This window comes from Stenotrophomonas maltophilia (assembly GCF_003970865.1).
GTDB lineage: Bacteria > Pseudomonadota > Gammaproteobacteria > Xanthomonadales > Xanthomonadaceae > Stenotrophomonas > Stenotrophomonas maltophilia_AR.
In genome coordinates this window covers 38,728-57,069 of sequence record NZ_RXLZ01000028.1, presented here as the reverse complement: position 1 = coordinate 57,069, position 18,342 = coordinate 38,728, and the positions used below count along the sequence as shown (strand labels likewise).

Below are 18,342 nucleotides of genomic sequence, written 5' to 3'. Positions count from 1 at the left end.
ATCCCGCCCAGCATCCCAGCAACGGCATACAATCCAGCTTGGCCACGGCCGGCCCCAGTTTGTAGTCTCGACAACCACAATCTAGCGGGTCGGCCGTGAGCCTCTCCCCTCAGATGGGAGAAGAACCTTTTTTTATGGGTGCAACAACTTCAGCTGGACCGGCCGGCAGAACAACGAACCTCGGGCCTATCCAGCACGCAAGATGAACACCGATAATCCCGCTGATGGCAATGGAGCCGTCGAGGCTGCAAGAAGGGATCAATGTTCAGTTGCTTGTTCGGTGCTGGAATCCAGTGGATTCATCTCAGAAGTGATGCCCCTCGCCTCTTCGGCTTCCCGGAGTTTCTCTCTGGATTGGCGTTGCTCCTTCTGGTCTGGACCATATCCGACGTGAGGTATCGATTCCGCGTCGCAACCGCGAGAATTCACGTCGAGAAGTTCGCGATGATTGCGATGATCTCGGTAGGCTGCCTTACGCTCCTCACCGATTGGTGGCGCGCCACATCCCGGCCGGTCATCGCCGGATCATTGCTCACTCCGGAGACCTGGCAGGCCGCTCTTGCTGCTGTGTTCTTCGCGACATTGATCGCCTGGACAATCGCGGCGTTCTCATCATCGAATCGATTCAGTGCCGCCAACGCAAACCGCTTTTCTGAGGCCGTCCAGAAGATCATCAATCGCGGAAGGCCAGATGAAATTTCAGTACTGGTCGAGGAACTAGGTCGCTCCATGGGGGAGATCGCTCGCCACCTGCATGCACCGGAAACAGCGCCCAGCAACGAAAAATCCGTGCACGCATGCGCAGAACGAATCGCCCATCGATTCAAGGATCGGAACTTCTGTCGCACCATCGTAGTTGAGTGCCCGACCGCCATTCCCGCATTCTTCAGAGAAATCCTATCCACTGATCGGCCACATCCCGCCGCCATCCGTTTTGCAGAGAATCTGGTTGCTGAAGCAATCAGACTCGATGGATCGTTCCTCTACGACGAGGACTACTTCCCCGCAAATGACATCGATGATGAGGCGCTCCCTCACCCGGCATCTGCCGCACTCGTCTGCAACCCCGCGCTACTCGACAACTCCTCAGACCTGCTGGCCCCCCGCGAGGGATCTGCAGTCAGACTGAGCCTCCCCCAGTGGCACGCCTATCTCGGCCTGGTATCCCTGGCGCACGCAGCATGGATGGAAAGTCCGTCGCAGGAACCTCCTTGCGCACTGCATTGGGCACGCCTCTTCATTGATCGCCAGACCTCCGACCTTGCACAGATCGGAGAGCCCGTAACGTTCCGGAGCCAGCCCTACCAACGTGTCGAAATGGAGCTGCAGTTCATTGGCAGATTGATCGCCCAGCTTCCGGGGACACCGCTTCCATCGACAGGACGAGGGGAGCCGGCAATCAGGTAAATCGAAGCCATGGCGTTCTCATTGATCGAGTCAGCCGCAGAGATGAAGGCCCCGCAGGCTTCGGCCACAAAAATCCAGTTCTCGCTCATCTGGGAACACCTGTTCTCGCCCCCCATTCGTGCGTCGGCCGCAGGAAGGCAGTTCCAGGAGCGCATCGCCGCACGCATGCTCGCAAGCATCCGTGAATGCCCCAGCCTGGACGCTGTCCACCTGCTCAGCTTCTGCATCAACGCTCTGGGCCTTTCGGCAACCACTGCCGAATCACGCTATGGAGAGCCCTGGCGTGCCTTTCACATGGATCTCCTGGCGTGGATGAAGACCCACCTCGGGCCCTTGCTGGAACGCTACCCACGCATGTCCGAGTACTTCGTTGAAGGCATCGAGTACGACGCGCCGAATCACACCTTGATCCGCTGGTATGTAAAGGGGGGTCAACGCCAGCCGCACCCGGAAACCCTGCTGCTGACACATCGGGAATCGATACGTCAGCCGTCCGACTCCGATCAGAAGCCAAGGGGCGCGTCAAACTCCCTCGCCCGGATACTGCGCACAGCGGAATCAGCGGCACAACAGATTCTCGGACTCGCGCGACGAACCATCAACCCCTAGCGCGCCTCACCATCATCAGCGGTGCCGCGCAGTCGGCGTTCGGCCCGTGCCTCCAGCGCGCGCCGGCCTTCCTTGATCGCCTCCTGCAGGATTCCCAGGCGCGGACGCCATTCGGTCTTGAGCTGCCAGTCGGCCATCCGCATCAGCTCGCCGGCACGATTGGACGCGCGCATCAGGCCGAGGTTGCTCGCCACGCCCTTGATCGCGTGGGATTGTTCGCGGAACACATCCCACTGCGTAGCCTCGCCGGCCTGCTCGGCCTTGCTGATGCAGCTCGCCACGTCCTCCAGACACTGGCGGATGAACTCACGTTCGAAGCCCTCCCCCATGCCCAGCGAGGCCAGCTCGTCCAGCACGCTGCTGTCGAGCACCCCATCCTGCAGCGCCATCGGTCGCACCACCGGCGCGGCCATGGTCTTCAACTGGGCGTTGCTGGCGATCTCGGCCAGGGTATCGAGCAGGCGCACCGCCACCACGGGCTTGGCCAGGAACGCATGCGCGCCGGCCTGGGTACAACGCTGGATCGCCTCGGGCGTGACATCGGCACTGAGTACCAGCACCGGTGTGCGCGGACCGCCACCGGCCTGCATCACCCGCAGCTCCTTGAGCATGTCCAGCCCGCTCATGCCCGGCATATGCAGGTCGACGATGACCGCGTCGAACTCACTGTCAGCCAGCGCATCCAGTACCGCCTCACCGCCATCCACGCACAGCACACGGTGGCCGGCCTTCTGCAGCAGGCGCTGCAGGACCATGCGGTTGGCCTCGTGGTCATCGGCCACCAGGATCTGCATGCTGCGCACGCGGGCGCGATGGCGCAGGAACGGATCGGCAAAGGCGATCACGTTGCCGCCAGGCCCCACATCCTCGTCGCCGGTCAGGCTCGGCACCGCGCCCGGCACCAACGGCTGCGGTGGCGCGAACGGCAGCTCGACCCAGAAGTGGCTGCCGCGCGGCGGGTTTTCCAGATAGCCGATGTCGCCATCCATTGCTTCGACCAGGCCCTTGGCGATGGTCGTGCCCAGCCCGGTGCCCTCATGGCGGCGCGCCATGCTGACGTCAGCCTGCTCGAAGGCATCGAACAGCCGCGCACGCATGGCCGGGGCCACGCCGATGCCTGTGTCGAGGATGTCGAAGCGCAGCCGCACCGCGCCACTGGTATCGGCCTGCACTACGCTGACACGGATTTCGACCCGGCCCTGGTCGGTGAACTTGACCGCGTTACCGGCCAGGTTCAGCAGGATCTGCCGCAGGTGCCCGACATCGCCGCGCACGCGGGGCGGCACGCCGTCGGCCACCTTCACCCGGTAATCCAGGCGCTTGGCCTTGGCCTGCGGCAACAGGATCAGCCCGATCGCCTGGATCACATCGGCCACGGCGAAGTCTTCGGCTACCACGCGCAACTTGCCCGCCTCGATGGCCGAAATGTCCAGCACCTCCTCCACCAGCGCCAGCAGGCTGCGCGACGACGCCTGGATGGTACTGAGGCACTCGCGCTGCTCGTCATCCAGACGCGTGGTCGCCAGCACTTCGGTCATGCCGTTGAGGCCGTTCAATGGCGTGCGGAACTCGTGGCTCATATTGGCCAGGAAACGACTCTTGGCCTCGCTGGCGCGACGCGCCTCGGCCATCGCTTCGGTCAGCTGCCGCAGCAGTGTCGAGAAATACAGCGGCACCGCAGCCAGGCCGAGCCAGAGGCCGATGGCAAGGCGGAAATTCTGCTGCCAATACGGGGTCAGCAGCACGGTGCAACCGAAGCTGGCCATCGCCATTGCCACCGCCACGTACAGGTAGTGGTTGCCGAAGCGCATGCCGTTGCCGACCGTCACCCACATCACCACGATGTAGACCCACGCCAGCGGCTCGCCCATCTGCACCATGCCGGCAGCGATCAGGCCGTAGTCGGCCAGCATGCCCAGCACGCGACGTGGATCGGAACGCGCCGGCCGCCACAACAGCCAACCGAACAGCAGCAGCGACAGGCTCAGGCCGGTCAGTACGATGGCCAGCGCGCCCACGTACTGCGCGTGCGGCAGATCGTGGCGCGGCGCCGGCAACAGCACGTAGGCCAGGATCAGGCTGATCAGGACAATGCGGACGATCTGCTGGCCGTGCTCACTGTCCTGGCGCTGGGACAGGCGCAGCCGCAGCTGCGACAACAGCCGTTTCACGCGCCCAGCCCCGGGCGCGCGGACGCCATCGAATGCTCGGCGCAGATCTGGTCCAGCTGTTCGCGGCCGCGCAGCAGCGCGTCCACGCAACGGGGATCGAACAGACGGCCACGCTGGGCGTAGAGATAAGCCAGGGTGGCTTCCATGGTCCATGCTTCCTTGTACGGACGGGGTGATATCAGAGCGTCGAAGACATCAGCGACGGCCACGATGCGCGCTTCCAGCGGAATCGCATCGCCGACCAGCCCATCGGGATAGCCACTGCCGTCGTAGCGTTCATGATGACGCAGTGCGATCAATGCGCCAACCTGGATGAAGCGATTCTGGCTGCCGCTGAGCAGCTCATGGCCGATGCGCGGGTGCCGGCGCATGATCGCCAGCTCCTCGTCGTTGAGCTTGCCCTGCTTGAGCAGCACCGCATCGGGAATGGCGATCTTGCCCATGTCATGCAGCGGCGCCGCCATCTCGATCAGGCGCACGTCGTCTTCGGGCAGGCCCAGCTGCTCGGCGATCAGCCCAGCCACGCGCGCCATGCGCTCGAGATAGGCACTGGTGCCGGCATCACGGAACTCGATCGCCCGCGCCAATCGCGACAGGGTCTCGCGTTCGCGTTCCTCGACCTCGTGCATGCTGGCCAGCAAGCGCTGCTCCAGCGACAACGCGCGTTGCTTCACGTTCTCGGTCTGCTGGCGCAGCTGCAGCAGGTTGTAGCAGCGCGCGCGCAGTTCGCGCGGGCGGATGGGCTTGACCAGGAAGTCGATGACCCCCGCTTCCAGCGCCGCCTGACGGATCGGCTCGTCGCCGACCACGGTGATCAGGATCACCGGAATGTCGCGATGCTTGGGCAGGCGGCGGAAACGGCGGGCGAACTCCAGCCCGTCCATCTCCGGCATGCGGTAATCGAGCAGCAGCAGGTCGACCGGATGCGCCTCGCACCAGGCCAATGCGGTCAGCGGATCACCGAAGTCATACACGCTCAGTTCCGGCGCGATGTCCTCGATGACGTGACGCAGCATCGTCCGAGCGGACGTCTGGTCGTCAACAATGACGATGTTCAACGCGTACTCTGCCTGGTTTCTCGACCATGCTGGATCATCAGCAGGCGAGGATACCCTGCCGCTGCGAACGCTCGCACCCTGCATCGGCCTGACTCCCGTGTCATGCGTCCCGGTTCATGATCGTCATCACATTGTGAAGCGGACTCTCCACAATGCGCACTCCCCCTGGCGCCGATCAAGCCATAACAGACGTCAAGGTAGTGCATTAACGATACGCCGAGTGCGGGAGGCGTCAATCGCGCCGTCTCATTTCGCGACGGCGCGCACAAACAGGAGTCAAAAAGACGACTTACTGCTCCGGACGCATGTACGGGAACAGCAGCACGTCACGGATCGAGCTGCTGCCGGTCAGCAGCATCACCAGGCGATCGACGCCGATGCCGAGGCCGCCGGTCGGGGCCATGCCGTACTCCAGCGCACGGATGTAGTCGGCGTCGTAGTGCATGGCCTCGTCGTCGCCACCTTCCTTCGCGGCCACCTGGGCCTGGAAACGCTGGGCCTGGTCTTCCGGGTCGTTCAGCTCGGAGAAGCCGTTGGCCAGCTCCTTGCCGTTGACGAACAGCTCGAAGCGGTCGGTGTAGCCCGGATCGTTGTCGTTGGCGCGGGCCAGCGGCGAAACCTCCACCGGGTGGTCGGTGATGAAGGTCGGCTGGATCAGGGTGTGTTCGACCGTGGCCTCGAAGATCTCCAGCAGCAGCTTGCCCCAGCCGTAGGACGGCTTGACGCGGATCTTCAAGCGCTCGCAATGGCGCAGCAGCGCGTCGCGGTCGGTGCAATCAGCGGCCGAGATTTCCGGATTGTGGTGACGCACCGCCTCGTCCATGCGCCAGCGGCGGAACGCCGGGCCCAGGTCGATCTTCGCGCCGTCCCATTCCACTTCGGTGCCACCGTTGACGGTGGTGGCCACGTCACGGATGACGCCTTCGGTCAGGTCCATGATCTCGTTGTACGTGGCATAGGCCTCGTACAGCTCCATCATGGTGAATTCCGGGTTGTGGCGGGTGCTGACGCCTTCATTGCGGAAGTTGCGGTTGATCTCGTACACGCGCTCCAGGCCACCCACGGTCAGGCGCTTGAGGTACAGCTCCGGCGCCACGCGCAGGTACAGGTCCAGATCCAGCGCGTTGTGGTGGGTGGTGAACGGCTTGGCCGCCGCGCCGCCGGGGATGTAATGCATCATCGGCGTCTCGACTTCCAGGAAGTCGCGGTTGTCCAGCCACGCGCGCATGGCGCGGATGATCTTCGAGCGCTTGATGAACACCGCGCGCGACTCCGGGGTCACGATCAGGTCGACGTAACGCTGGCGGTAACGCTGCTCGACGTCGGCAAGGCCGTGCCACTTGTCCGGCAGCGGGCGCAGCGACTTGGTCAGCAGGCGGATCGATTCGGCCTTGACCGACAGCTCGCCGGTCTTGGTACGGGTCAGGCCGCCTTCGACGGCGATGATGTCGCCCACGTCCCAGCCCTTGAAGGCGATATAGGCATCGCCCAGCACCGTGCCCTGCAGGAACAGCTGGATGCGGCCGGACTCGTCCTGGATCTGCGCGAAACTGGCCTTGCCCATGATGCGCTTGGCCATCAGGCGGCCGGCCATCTTCACCTGGCGGCCGCTACCTTCCAGGGCCTCAGCGGTCCACTGTTCGGCATCGGCGAATTCTTCCTGCAGGCGGCCGGCGAAGTCCTCGCGACGGAAGTCGTTCGGGTACGCGATGCCCTGCCCACGCAGCGTTTTGAGTTTCTCGCGGCGCTCGGCGATCAACTTGTTTTCGTCAACGGGGGGGGTATCGGTAGCTTCGCTCATGGATCTGCGGGAATCGTGTAGTGAGGGGGGATGTTGCACCCGGCATAGCCGGTTGCCCAGCATACCAAAACCGCCCCGCCCCGGCCTTGGGCCGGGCCTCGGCCCGCTGCCCGGTTGCCGCCAACCTTGGTTGGCGGTCCGTGTGTTGACCAAGGTCGACACCTACCGGATTCCAGGGAACCGATGCCCCGGTAGTCGCCAACCTTGGTTGGCGGTCCCCGTGTCGACCAAGGTCGACACCTACCGGATTCCGGGGAACCGATGCCCCGGTAGTCGCCAACCTTGGTTGGCGGTCCGCGTGTCGACCAAGGTCGACACCTACCGGATTTCGGGGAAACGATGCCCTGGTAGCCGCCAACCTTGGTTGGCGGTCCCTGTGTCGACCAAGGTCGACACCCACCAGATTGCGCGACACCCACCAGAGCGCGCGGGGTTGGCCTCACCCGTTGCCCGGGAACGCCTGCCGCAGCTCGTCCACCAGCACCCGCTGGTTCTCCGAGTAATCGATCGGCACCGACACCAGGTGCACCCCACCCTCGTTGAATGCCGCCTCCAGCGTCGGAATGAACTGCTCGATGGCCGTCACCTCATGCCCCTTGCAGCCATAGGCCTCGGCGTACTTCACGAAATCGGGGTTGCTGAAGGTCATGCCGTAGTCGGTGAAGCCATCCACCGCCTGCTTCCAGCGGATCATGCCGTAGGCGCCGTCGTTGAGGATCAGCACCACCAGGTTCAGGCCCAGCCGACGCGCGGTCTCCAGCTCCTGGCTGTTCATCATGAATCCGCCATCGCCGCACACCGCCAGCACCCGCCGCTGCGGGTACAGGATCGAAGCCATGATCGCCGACGGCAGGCCCGCACCCATGGTCGCCAGCGCATTGTCCAGCAGCAGCGTATTGGCCACCTGGGTGCGGTAATTGCGCGCAAACCAGATCTTGTACATGCCGTTGTCCAGCGCCACGATGCCGTCCGGCGGCATCACCTGGCGCACGTCGTGCACCAGCCGCTGCGGGGTGAATCCAGCTTCCTCGGCACGGTCAGCCAGGTGTTCCAGAATGGTCGCGCGCAGCGGCAGCAGCGCGTCAGCATTCGGCACCGCGCCTTCGATACGGTCGGCCAGCTGGGTCAGCGAACGACCGATGTCACCGATCACTTCCACCTGCGGGAAATAGACCTGCTCCACCGCCGCCTGCGAGTAGCCGATATGGATCACGGTCGGCCCACCCGGGCGCATCACGAACGGCGGCTTCTCGGTGACCTCGTGGCCGATGGTCACGATCACGTCGGCCTGGTCGATCGCCATGTGCACGTAGTCGCGCTCGGTCAGCGCCGCGGTGCCCATGTACAGGCCCGATCCACCGGCCACCGCGCCCTTGCCCATCTGCGTGGTGAAGAACGGAATGCCGGCACGCAGCACGAACGCCGACAGCGCTTCGCTGGACTGCGGCCGCGACGCCGCCGAAGCGATCATCAGCAGCGGGCGCTTGGCGTTGCGGATGATCTCCGCCGCGCGGTCCAGCGCCTCCGGACTGGCAATGGGACGATCCACCGCATGCGGCGGAATCAGCGCTACTTCCCCGACCTCATCGGCGGCGATGTCCTCGGGCAGCTCCAGCAGCACCGGGCCCGGGCGCTCTTCCAGCGCGGTACGGAACGCCTCGCGCACGATCGTCGGGATGGTGCGCGCCGAGACGATCTGCCGCGCCTGCTTGGTCAGCGGCTTCATCGTGCTGACGATGTCGACGATCTGGAAGCGCGCCTGCTTGCTGGCGACGATGCCCTTCTGGCCGGTGATCATGATGACCGGCCATGCACCGAGCAGCGCGTAGGCGGCACCGGTGGTGAAGTTGAGCGCGCCCGGGCCAAGCGTGGCCAGGCACACACCGGGCTTGCCGGTCAGGCGGCCATAGGTGGCCGCCATGAACACGGCCGCCTGCTCGTGACGGGTGATGACCAGCTCGATGCTGGAATGGCGCAGTGACTCGACCACGTCGAGATTCTCTTCGCCGGGAATACCGAAAATGCGCTCGACGCCCTCGTTCTCAAGTGCGGCGACAAGCAGATCTGAACCCTTGGACATTGGAATGCCGTCCTTTTCGCTGGACTGATGATGGATCGTTGCAGGAAGGATGGAAGCTGCGCGTCAACGCTTATCGAACCACACCGTCTGTGCGTTGACGAATTCGCGAATACCGAAGTGCGAGAGCTCGCGACCGAAGCCGCTCTTCTTCACGCCGCCGATCGGCACGCGCGGGTCGGACGCCGAGAAACCGTTGACGAATACACCGCCGGTCTGCAGCCGGCGCGCCAGCTGCATCGCACGGGCGCGGTCGCCGCTCCACAGGTTGCCGCTGAGGCCGAATTCGCTCTGGTTGGCCAGTTCCACCGCATGGTCGGCGTCGCGGGCGCGGCTGATCGAGGCCACCGGACCGAACGTCTCGGTATCGAAGGCCTGCATGCCCGGCTGCACGTCGGCCAGCACGGTGGGGGCATAGAACGCGCCCGGGCGATCCAGTTGATGACCGCCGACCAGCAGCTTTGCGCCCGCGTCCACCGAGGCGCGCACCTGCGCGTCGAGCTGCTCCAGCAGGTCCTGGCGTGCCATCGGACCAATGCGATTACCCGCTTCACGGCCATCACCGATGGTCAGCGCCTGCACCTTCTGGCAGAACTGCGCCACGAAGCGGTCGTATACCGCGTCTTCAACAATGATGCGCTTGCCTGCGATGCAGACCTGCCCGGTGTTCTGGAAACGCGAGGTCACGGCGGCATCGACGGCAGCGTCCAGATCGGCGTCGGCCAGCACGATGAACGGGTCCGAGCCGCCCAGTTCCAGCACCACCTTCTTCAGCGCCTGCCCGGCCTGGGCAGCAATGCTGCGGCCGGCGGCCACACTGCCGGTCAGGGTCACCGCCGCGATGCGGTCATCGGCGATCGCGCGGCTGGTGCCGTCGCGGCTGATGTTGGCGGCGATGAAGGTGCCTTCCGGCAGCCCAGCGTCGCGCCAAGCGGCGTCGAGCAGCTGCGCGGTACCGACGATGTTCTCGGCCGGCTTCAGCAGGAAGCCGTTGCCGCCCATCAGGATCGGCACCGCCGCGCGCATCACCTGCCAGTACGGGAAGTTCCACGGCATGATGCCCAGCACCACGCCCAGCGGCAGGTAGGACACGTAAGCCTTGTCGTCGGGCACCTGGGTCGGTTCGTCGCGCAGGAACTGCGCACCGTTGTCGGCATACCAGTCGCACAGCACGGCGCACTTCTCGATTTCGGCCAGGGATTCGGCCTGGACCTTGCCCATTTCGGCGGTAGCCAGCGCAGCCAGCTTTTCACGATCGCGGCGCAGTACCGCGGCCATTGCACGCAGTACGTCTGCGCGCTGCTCGAGGCTCCTGGTGCTCCAGGTAGCGAAGCCGACCTGACCGCGATCGAGGATGGCCTCCAGTTCGGCGTCGCTGGCGAAGGGATGGCTGGCGATCTGCTGGCCGGTGGCCGGATCGCGGGAAATGGCAGTGCTGGGGGCAGCGGACATGCAGGGCTCCTGTTGTCTCGACAACGGGCGGTGGCCCGTCTCCTGCACAGGAATGTGGACCCGATCTGCGGGCACAACAAGGCGTCTGCTTATCCTGTGACCTGCACTTACCTGCCTGAATGGGGGCTCTTGGCAGGGCTGCGCCCTGCACCCGCAGAGGCTTCAAGCCAAGGCAAGGGCAACGGCAGAAGCTGGCATTCCGTGGGTTGGCGGGGTGGGTCCGGTTGAGGGGGACGCTGCAAGTACGTCCATGTAAGCTCGGTCGCCGCATCCATGCGGCTCACGCCCCCTCAACCGGACCCACCCCGCCTTCGACAGTTTTCCGGGATCTGTTGGAGCGACGTATTGCCCTGGTGGGTGTCGACCTTGGTCGACACAGTAGATCCACGCCATGCGTGGATGACTCATTCGATATCTGACAGATGTGTCGGCCAAGGTCGACACCTACCAACAGCCGCGTGAACCTGTCAGAGGTGGGGCGGTGTGGGTTGGCAGGACCGTTGGCGCCATGGATGGCGCCATCGAGCCCCCATGGATGGGTTTACGGCGTGTCCTGCCAACCCACACCGCCCCACCATTCCACGGATAGCCCGCTGTTGCTGTTGCTGTTGCTGTTGCTTCGGCCTCTGCGGGTGCAGGGCGCAGCCCTGCCGACCAACCTACTTCCGCGGCAGGTAGGTCACCAGGGAAAGATCGTGCCGGCTCTCCGGCACCAGCGCCACGTACTGCAGGTCCAGCAACCCGCGCGTGGGGTGGTTGAGCTTCTTCGCCCCTTCATCGAACCGACGCACATCGTGCTCCGGCCACCACTGGCGGAACTCTTCGCTGTGCGCGGCAATGTCTTCCACCAGCGCCAGGAACGGGGCCTTGTCCGGCGCCTGTGCCATCGCCGCACGGAAACCCGCCAGCAGGCCGCGGGTCATTTCTTCCCAGTTGAGGATCAGCGTGCGGTACGGCGGGTACAGGAACATCAGTCGCAGCGTATTGCGCTCATGCGGCGCCAGCTGGCTGTAGTCCACGAACAGCTCGGCGATGGCCGGGTTCCAGGCCAGGATGTCGAAGCGGGTGTTGCGCACGTAGGCCGGAATCGGCTGCATCGCTTCCACCAGCTGGCGCAGGCCGTCGGTCACGCTCTCGTCCGGCGATTCCAGCGGCACGCCGTAGCCGGACAGCGCGAATGCGTAGGCGCGTTCGTCGTCGCTCATGCGCAGCACCTGCGCCATGCGCTCAAGCACCTCCGGCGAGGCGCGCACTTCACGGCCCTGCTCGATCCAGGTGTACCAGCTGACACTGACCCCGATCGCCAGCGCCACTTCCTCGCGCTTCAGGCCCGGGGTACGCCGGCGCCCGGCCGGCAGGCCGAGCGTGGCGGGGTCGACACGGGCACGGCAGGCCTTGAGGAAGCCGCCGAGTTCCTTGCGTTCACTTTCGCTGCGCATCATCGGCCCGTCCTACCCTTTGTAGCGTCGAGCCATGCTCGACGCATCCGCCAGCTCGCGAAAAGCAGCCGAGCATGGCTCAGCTCTACAAAAAACCGGTTCAACCACCCTCGGCGTTGTGCGCGAGGGTGACGATATCCGCGCAGACGCGTCGATCAGGCATCAACGCGCTTGGAGCCCACGGCCAGGCCGGCCTTCAGGCTGGCTTCGACGAATTCGTCGAGGTCCCCGTCGAGCACCTTCTGCGTATCCGAACGCTCGATGCCGGTGCGCAGGTCCTTGATACGGCTCTGGTCGAGCACGTAATTGCGGATCTGGCTGCCCCAGCCGATGTCGGACTTGGTGGCTTCCACAGCGTCCTTCTCGGCGTTGCGCTTCTGGATCTCCAGCTCGTACAGCTTGGCGGCCAGCATCTTCATCGCGTTGTCGCGGTTCTGGTGCTGGCTGCGGCCGGTCTGGCAGGCCACGACGATGTTGGTCGGGATGTGGGTGATTCGCACCGCCGACTCGGTCTTGTTCACGTGCTGGCCACCGGCACCGGACGAACGGTACACGTCGGTACGCAGGTCGGCCGGGTTGATGGTGATGTCGATGTTGTCATCGATCTCCGGCGACACGAACACCGAGGTGAAGCTGGTGTGGCGGCGGTTGTCCGAGTCGAACGGCGACTTGCGCACCAGGCGGTGCACGCCGGTCTCGGTCTTCAGCCAGCCGTAGGCATAGTCGCCTTCCACGCGTAGCGTGGCCGACTTGATACCGGCGACGTCGCCACCCGAGACTTCCATCAGCTCGGTCTTCCAGCCACGCGATTCGCACCAGCGCAGGTACATGCGCAGCAGGATCTCGGCCCAGTCCTGGGCTTCGGTGCCACCGGCACCGGCCTGGATGTCGACGAATGCGGCAGCATTGTCCATCTCGCCGGAGAACATGCGCTGGAATTCCAGCTTCTCGACGTGCGACTGGTGCTTGTCCAGGTCGGCCACCACGGCCAGCGCGGTGTCCTCGTCCTGCTCGGACTCGGCCAGCTCCAGCAGTTCGGTGGCGTCGCTCAGGCCCTCCAGCACCGTGGCGATGCCGCCCACGGTCTTTTCCAGGGTCGAGCGCTCGCGCCCCAGGTTCTGGGCGTACTCGGCGTTGTTCCAGACGTCGGGGCTTTCCAGCTCCCGCGTTACTTCTTCAAGACGCTCTTTCTTGGCGTCGTAGTCAAAGATACCCCCGGAGCGACAACACGCGATCGGTCAGATCGGCGATGCGCTGGCGGACAGGATTCAGTTCGATCATGTCGGCGGTTATGCATTCAAAAGATGACTGCTAATGATACCGCAGGCCGGGGATGCCCGGAATGAGGGCCTCACCCTGCCCCCAGCGCCTGCCGCAGCAGCGGCAGCTGGCGCCGGCTGCACGGCACCTTCGCCCCGTCGGCCATGTGCAGGAGGGCCTCCCCACCGTCCAGCGGCTCGATCGAGCGCAACTGGCCACGGTGGATCAGCCAGCTGCGGTGCGGGCGCAGGAACACTGCCGGATCCAGTCGCTGCTCCAGCACCGCCATGGTGATCCGCAGCGGGTAGTCGTGGCCGCGTACCCGCAGGTTCACGTAATTCCCCGCCGCCTGGGCGTACTCCACGTCTGCAGTGGCGACCAGGAACTCCTTGCCCAGCTTGCGCACCAGGAAGTGCTGGGGGCGCTCGATCGGCTCCACCGGCGGGCCGACATCGGGCGGTGCCAGCAGGTGCGCCTCGCCCTGGCGCTGGCGGCCGAACCAGGCCACCGCGTGCACGGCAATCACCAGCAGGCTGTAGGTCTGCACATCCTTGAAGAACTCGTAGAACCACTGCGCTGGCCAGTCACCGTAGGTGTAGTGCTGGCCGATGAGTGCAAAGGCCAGCTTGCGGAACAACACCATGGCGCTGACGTGCAGCAGCCACCAGGCAATACCCCCAAGCACGTAGAAACCGATCCTGCGGCGCCAGGTGTCTGCATGCAATGGCCAGCGCTGGGCGGCGGCATGCAGAAGCGACAGCAGGCCCAGACTGGCCAGCGCACTGCTGAATTCCTCGATCGAGATCGCCCCGCCGGAAAAGGACTGGGCATCGCGCAACGCCCGCATCCACTGTGCCAGCACGTTGCCTGCGGCAGTGCCCAGGAACAGCAACGACCAGAATGCGACGGCAAGCCCGGGGCGATGCGGTCGTTCTGCAACTGGGGCGGTCAGCGCCGCCGAATCTCCATTCTCCATGCTTCCATTGTTGCCCATCGGGCTCTGTGCGCATCGGCCATTGGTCCCAGCCACCCCACCACTGGCCCCTACGCGGCCTCCATTGCGCCCCATCTACTGGCGCCCCACTCCTGGCCCGCGGAGCCTGCCACTTCCTCCTGATGCCCGCCGCCCATGCACCGTCGCCACGATCTGGACACCCTACGCATCGCCGCCTTTGCGCTGCTGATCCTCTACCACGCTGCCATGGCCTATGTGGCCGGCTGGGATTTTCACCTCAAGAGCGCTTACACCGCCGAGTGGCTGCAGTGGCCGATGATCGCGATGAACCGCTGGCGGATGCCGCTGCTGTTCGCCATCAGCGGCATCGCCCTGGGCCTGTCGCTGCCCGAGCGCGGGCGGTGGGGGCACACGCTGCGCAGGTGCTGGCGCCTGCAGCTGCCGCTGTTGTTCGGCATCGTCGCGGTGGTGTCCCTGCAGGCCTACTACGAGGCCCTGGACAAGGGCGATGTGGCGCCGGGACTGGCCCGGTTCCTGTGGCGCTACTGGCAGTTCCGGCCGTGGCCGGGCGCGCATTTCAGTGGCGCCGCCTATGGCTTCACCTGGAACCACCTCTGGTACCTGGCCTATCTGCTGCCCTATACCGTGCTGGCGGTGGTGCTGGCCAGCCTGCTGCGGCCGCTGCGCGGGGCGCTGCCGCGCTGGCACATCAGTGACCGTGTGCTGGGCGGGCTGCTGCTGGTGCTGCCGGTGGCCTGGCTGGCCTGGGCGCTGCTGGTGCTGATGCCGCGCTGGCCGCCCACCCACGCGCTGCTGGACGACGTCTATGTGCACGCCGAATCGCTGCCGCTGTTCCTCGGCGGTTTCATCGCCGCGCGCTGGCAGCGGGGCTGGGACCTGCTGGTCCGTGGGCGCCGGCTGACCCTGGCGCTCGCCCTGTTGGGGCTGTGCCTGGAACTGGGTATCCGCGCCCTGGCCCGGCTGCCGCATGTGGGCGATGTCGACGCCTGGATACTGGCGCTGCCGTGGGGCCAGACCGAACGCATCGGCCGGGCGCTCTATACCTGGTGCATGCTGCTGGCCCTGTTCGGCTGGGCGCGGGTGCTGCTGTCCCGCCCGCGGCCAGGCCTGGACTATTGCCGGGAAGCGGTGTTCAGCTGGTACATCCTGCACCAGACCGTGCTGATCGTGCTGCTGTATGCGCTGCGCCCGCTGCAGCTTGGCCCGTGGCTGGAACCCGCCCTGCTCGTGGCCGGCACCGTTGGCGGCTGCCTGCTGATCCACGAACTGCTGATCCGTCGCGTGCGCTGGCTACGCCCGCTGTTCGGTCTGCGCAACGACGCGTCATCGCTGCCCGTGGCACGTGTTGCGCCGGTGTAGGGCCGAGTCCACACTCGGCTGCTTTGGCGCGGCTCTACCTGGCCCGCTTACCGACGGAAGATGAGGACAACGGATGTTCCAGACGCAGTGGCACCTGTGGTTGCAGCACACCTTCGACGCCGGCTGGATGCTGTCGGTGATGCAGTTCATCAGCCTGCTCGGCTATGAAATGGCCTATACCGCGCTGATCCTGGTGTGCGCGTTCGGTGCACGGCTGCGCGCCGGCCTCTGTGTGATGCTGGCGGTACTGCTGATGGCCTGCGCCACGCATGCGATCAAACAGAGCGCCGCCCTGCCCCGCCCCTCCGACGTGGATGCGGCGGTACTGGACAAGGGCGAGCCGTCGCACCCGTTCGTGGTCGATGGTGGCGGCCACACGTTCTGGTCGCTACCCGATGCGCAGGCCACGACGATGCTGCGGGCGCAGCCGCACGCCGACTATGGCTTCAACAGTGGTCACGTTGGCATCACCACCGCGGCGGGCGTCGCCCTGCTGCTGGCGTTCGGCATCCGCCGCCGTTGGCTGCGCTGGACGCTGGTGCTGGGCTGGCCCGTGCTGATGGCGATCTCGCGCATGTATCTGGGCCGCCACTTCCTGGCCGACGTGTTGGCCGGTTGGTTGCTCGGCATCGGCATCGGCGCGCTGGCCTGGCAGTTGATGCCGGGGCTGCGTGGAGAAAGGCGCTGGCAGCTGCCGGCACTGCTGTGCCTGGGCGTGGCGTTGGCATGGGCCTCGTTGTGTACGCCCCTGGTGCCGCTGGGCGAAGCCTCGCGACTGCTCGCGCTTGGCCTGCTGGTGGCGTGGATGCAGTGGCGCGGCTGGCCGGCCGATCCGCAGGGCGTCGTGCAGCGGGTGCTGCGCGTGTTGGCCGTGGTGGTGGTCTACCTGTTGGCGCGGCCGGTCGTTGGTTGGCTCGCAGACACTATTCCGCTGCCGGATGCGCCGGTTACCGAGCTGCTGTGGCACACCGTCGGCACACTGTTGATCCTCGGTGGCGGTGTGACGCTGGCGCGGTGGATTCCGCGTGGAGCCTGATACGGGCAACGGATACGCGCCCCTTCACGGCATTTGCAACTATTCGCATTGGATGTTCCACATCGCCCTGCCAGCCTAGGAGGTCGCCTTCCCGACAGAAGGCCCCTTTGCTTGGAGACCCGCAATGGATCAATCCGACCTCAATCTGCTGATAGCCTTTGTTGACTCAGAAGAAGTTGCGCTTGCTGAGGAGCGTCAAGGCGACATTTATCCGGGTTACCACTACCAACTCAAAGCACTTGCACCGAAAGCAGGTCGCCACCTGGCTGGGGATATGTTGCAACGCTTCTACTTCCACTGGCTGCGAGTGGGGGACTGGAAGGTCGCCGGACTTCCCGAGAAGGATCTACCAGCCCTGAGCGCCGCCTACCGTGAACTCACGCAGCTTCCCGTTGGTTATTACTCGCGCCTGCCAAGGCTCGGCCTTGAGCATTTGTTCTGCTTCGGCTTCGACGAGAACGGCGAGCTTCCAAGTGGAACACTTGGCAACGCAGGAGAACTCAAGCAGCGCGCGCGCCTGGTCGAGCATTGCAGGAAGTACCAGTCGTACTACGCCCAACGCGACAAGGCGGAAAAATTTCTGCCCTATCGCAGCTTGGCACCACAGGTCCTCGAAGCTATCCAACACGTTCAACACGATGCCGAACAGCTCGACAGCATCCTGTACTGGGGCATGATTCTGGTCACGTTACTGGATACTCGAACCCGCCTCGGCGCGCTGCGAATTCAGCTTGATCGCGATCACGCAGGGAGCGCAGCCCGTGAACGATTTCTCTCGCTTCTCCACTACACAGCGATGGCAGCCCAGCCGCATGGTCCCGAAGACCCGGCGTTCAACACCCTCTGCGAACAGCTGTCGACGCTGCACAATGAGCGCGTCATGGCAGGCGCCGCCATTCAGCTGGTCCAGAGGCAGGCATGGACGGTGGAGAACATCCGAGACTGGAACGCGCGTATCACGCTGTATCAGGATGGCGAGTACAGCTCCCAGAACGGCCATCCACGTGTCAGCCTGACTCTCAGCAGCTGGCCCGATAGTTCGTGGTCGATCAGTTTGTCCGCAGGTGATGGATCGTACGAGGCATATGGAGACGGGCCCATCAGCAATGACCTCGAACTGCCGCCAATTACAGGCGCCAATCTCGCACAGTTCCCACAATGGATCAGGCAGGTCAATGCACAACTGGGCATCAATCTGGCACCTGGCAAAGGCGTGGTCGCCAGCGCGCACAAGAACCGCGTGCTGGCAAAACAGCTGGATAGCTGGGTGCGCGGTTAGAGTAAATGGTCGGGTGGCGCTGGCGCGATGGATTTCGCGCCAACCCCAGCTCGATGAATCACGATGACCTCTATCCTGCAACCACTACTGGAACTCACCGACGATGCGCTGGGCCATGGGACCGTGTTCCGCTTCCCTGGAGTGTGGCCTCATGAAGCGATGGTCGACCTCATGCTGTTCGACAATCCCGACGAGCGGCATCCCCATGGATTCATGGTCTGCACGGGACAGAAGGCCGGATTGATTCTGGTTCTTCTGCCGCCGGAATCCAGGCATCCGAATCTGCGCGGCGTGCGTACTGAATGGCTCGTCTCGGAATGGGCACACTGGATCTACCCGGAGTGCCCGGTCGGGAAAGTCCGGGTCCTTCGCCGCTATCCCGCGCCGATTCAGGTAGAAATGTAGAGTCGAGCAAGCT

Annotated in this window: 14 protein-coding genes; 6 read left to right on the top strand and 8 right to left on the bottom strand. The window is 64.8% G+C overall.

Translation table 11 applies throughout. The features are described from left to right. Positions 1-261 precede the first annotated feature (261 nt). Positions 262-1,407, top strand: a complete 1,146-nt coding sequence (locus tag EKL94_RS11225) for a hypothetical protein (RefSeq protein ID WP_126929166.1) — start codon at positions 262-264, stop codon at positions 1,405-1,407. Positions 1,408-1,416: 9 nt separating this feature from the next. Next, positions 1,417-2,016 (top strand): hypothetical protein, encoded by a 600-nt coding sequence (locus tag EKL94_RS11220; RefSeq protein WP_126929165.1) that lies wholly within the window; start codon positions 1,417-1,419, stop codon positions 2,014-2,016. Here the strand turns inward: EKL94_RS11220 and EKL94_RS11215 are convergent. From EKL94_RS11215 to EKL94_RS11175, 8 genes are all read right to left on the bottom strand, one after another. After that, entirely contained in the window at positions 2,013-4,187 is a 2,175-nt protein-coding gene (locus EKL94_RS11215; protein WP_126929164.1) for a response regulator, read from the bottom strand. The two genes, EKL94_RS11220 and EKL94_RS11215, sit on opposite strands and share 4 nt — an antisense overlap. After that, on the bottom strand, positions 4,184-5,329 hold the full coding sequence (locus EKL94_RS11210) for a cyclic di-GMP phosphodiesterase response regulator RpfG (RefSeq protein ID WP_126929163.1): 1,146 nt from the start codon (positions 5,327-5,329) through the stop codon (positions 4,184-4,186). Before EKL94_RS11210 ends, EKL94_RS11215 begins: the two co-directional genes overlap by 4 nt. A 205-nt stretch (positions 5,330-5,534) precedes the next feature. Further along, entirely contained in the window at positions 5,535-7,046 is a 1,512-nt protein-coding gene (gene lysS, locus EKL94_RS11205; RefSeq protein WP_126929162.1) for a lysine--tRNA ligase, read from the bottom strand. 439 nt (positions 7,047-7,485) lie between these two features. Further along, the gene (locus tag EKL94_RS11200) at positions 7,486-9,126 is read right to left on the bottom strand and encodes an acetolactate synthase large subunit (protein ID WP_049399427.1); all 1,641 of its coding nucleotides are present in this window, start codon (positions 9,124-9,126) and stop codon (positions 7,486-7,488) included. 63 nt (positions 9,127-9,189) lie between these two features. Further along, entirely contained in the window at positions 9,190-10,575 is a 1,386-nt protein-coding gene (locus EKL94_RS11195; RefSeq protein WP_126929161.1) for an NAD-dependent succinate-semialdehyde dehydrogenase, read from the bottom strand. 659 nt (positions 10,576-11,234) lie between these two features. After that, entirely contained in the window at positions 11,235-12,017 is a 783-nt protein-coding gene (locus EKL94_RS11185) for a helix-turn-helix transcriptional regulator (RefSeq protein ID WP_126929160.1), read from the bottom strand. 152 nt (positions 12,018-12,169) lie between these two features. Then, positions 12,170-13,295 (bottom strand): peptide chain release factor 2 gene (gene prfB / locus EKL94_RS11180; RefSeq protein ID WP_126929159.1). Its coding sequence is split into 2 segments (ribosomal slippage): positions 12,170-13,219 and positions 13,221-13,295, totalling 1,125 coding nucleotides; the frame shifts between segments, so codons are not numbered across the junction. Between the two features lie 70 nt (positions 13,296-13,365). Continuing rightward, positions 13,366-14,250 (bottom strand): LytTR family DNA-binding domain-containing protein, encoded by an 885-nt coding sequence (locus EKL94_RS11175; protein ID WP_440862116.1) that lies wholly within the window; start codon positions 14,248-14,250, stop codon positions 13,366-13,368. 153 nt (positions 14,251-14,403) lie between these two features. On the opposite strand from EKL94_RS11175, the gene EKL94_RS11170 reads away from it, so the two are divergent. The 4 genes from EKL94_RS11170 to imm45 all read left to right on the top strand — a co-directional run bounded on the left by EKL94_RS11170 (position 14,404) and on the right by imm45 (position 18,329). After that, positions 14,404-15,609, top strand: a complete 1,206-nt coding sequence (locus EKL94_RS11170; protein ID WP_126929157.1) for an acyltransferase family protein — start codon at positions 14,404-14,406, stop codon at positions 15,607-15,609. A gap of 73 nt (positions 15,610-15,682) precedes the next feature. Next, positions 15,683-16,645, top strand: coding sequence for a phosphatase PAP2 family protein (locus tag EKL94_RS11165; RefSeq protein ID WP_126929156.1), 963 nt, complete (start codon positions 15,683-15,685; stop codon positions 16,643-16,645). A 124-nt stretch (positions 16,646-16,769) separates the two neighbouring features. Then, positions 16,770-17,924, top strand: a complete 1,155-nt coding sequence (locus tag EKL94_RS11160; protein ID WP_126929155.1) for a hypothetical protein — start codon at positions 16,770-16,772, stop codon at positions 17,922-17,924. 63 nt (positions 17,925-17,987) lie between these two features. Further along, on the top strand, positions 17,988-18,329 hold the full coding sequence (gene imm45 / locus EKL94_RS11155) for an Imm45 family immunity protein (protein ID WP_126929154.1): 342 nt from the start codon (positions 17,988-17,990) through the stop codon (positions 18,327-18,329). The last annotated feature ends 13 nt before the right edge of the window (positions 18,330-18,342 follow it).

Excerpts from the sequence above, each read along its gene's own strand:
- EKL94_RS11200 (WP_049399427.1), bottom strand. The coding sequence starts at position 9,126 with ATGTCCAAGGGTTCAGATCTGCTTGTCGCCGCACTTGAGAACGAGGGC.
- EKL94_RS11165 (WP_126929156.1), top strand. The coding sequence starts at position 15,683 with ATGTTCCAGACGCAGTGGCACCTGTGGTTGCAGCACACCTTCGACGCC.
- EKL94_RS11185 (WP_126929160.1), bottom strand. The coding sequence starts at position 12,017 with ATGATGCGCAGCGAAAGTGAACGCAAGGAACTCGGCGGCTTCCTCAAG.
- lysS (WP_126929162.1), bottom strand. The coding sequence starts at position 7,046 with ATGAGCGAAGCTACCGATACCCCCCCCGTTGACGAAAACAAGTTGATC.
- EKL94_RS11210 (WP_126929163.1), bottom strand. The coding sequence starts at position 5,329 with ATGCAGGGTGCGAGCGTTCGCAGCGGCAGGGTATCCTCGCCTGCTGAT.
- EKL94_RS11160 (WP_126929155.1), top strand. The coding sequence starts at position 16,770 with ATGGATCAATCCGACCTCAATCTGCTGATAGCCTTTGTTGACTCAGAA.
- EKL94_RS11225 (WP_126929166.1), top strand. The coding sequence starts at position 262 with ATGTTCAGTTGCTTGTTCGGTGCTGGAATCCAGTGGATTCATCTCAGA.
- EKL94_RS11195 (WP_126929161.1), bottom strand. The coding sequence starts at position 10,575 with ATGTCCGCTGCCCCCAGCACTGCCATTTCCCGCGATCCGGCCACCGGC.
- EKL94_RS11175 (WP_440862116.1), bottom strand. The coding sequence starts at position 14,250 with ATGGAGAATGGAGATTCGGCGGCGCTGACCGCCCCAGTTGCAGAACGA.
- EKL94_RS11220 (WP_126929165.1), top strand. The coding sequence starts at position 1,417 with ATGGCGTTCTCATTGATCGAGTCAGCCGCAGAGATGAAGGCCCCGCAG.
- imm45 (WP_126929154.1), top strand. The coding sequence starts at position 17,988 with ATGACCTCTATCCTGCAACCACTACTGGAACTCACCGACGATGCGCTG.
- EKL94_RS11170 (WP_126929157.1), top strand. The coding sequence starts at position 14,404 with ATGCACCGTCGCCACGATCTGGACACCCTACGCATCGCCGCCTTTGCG.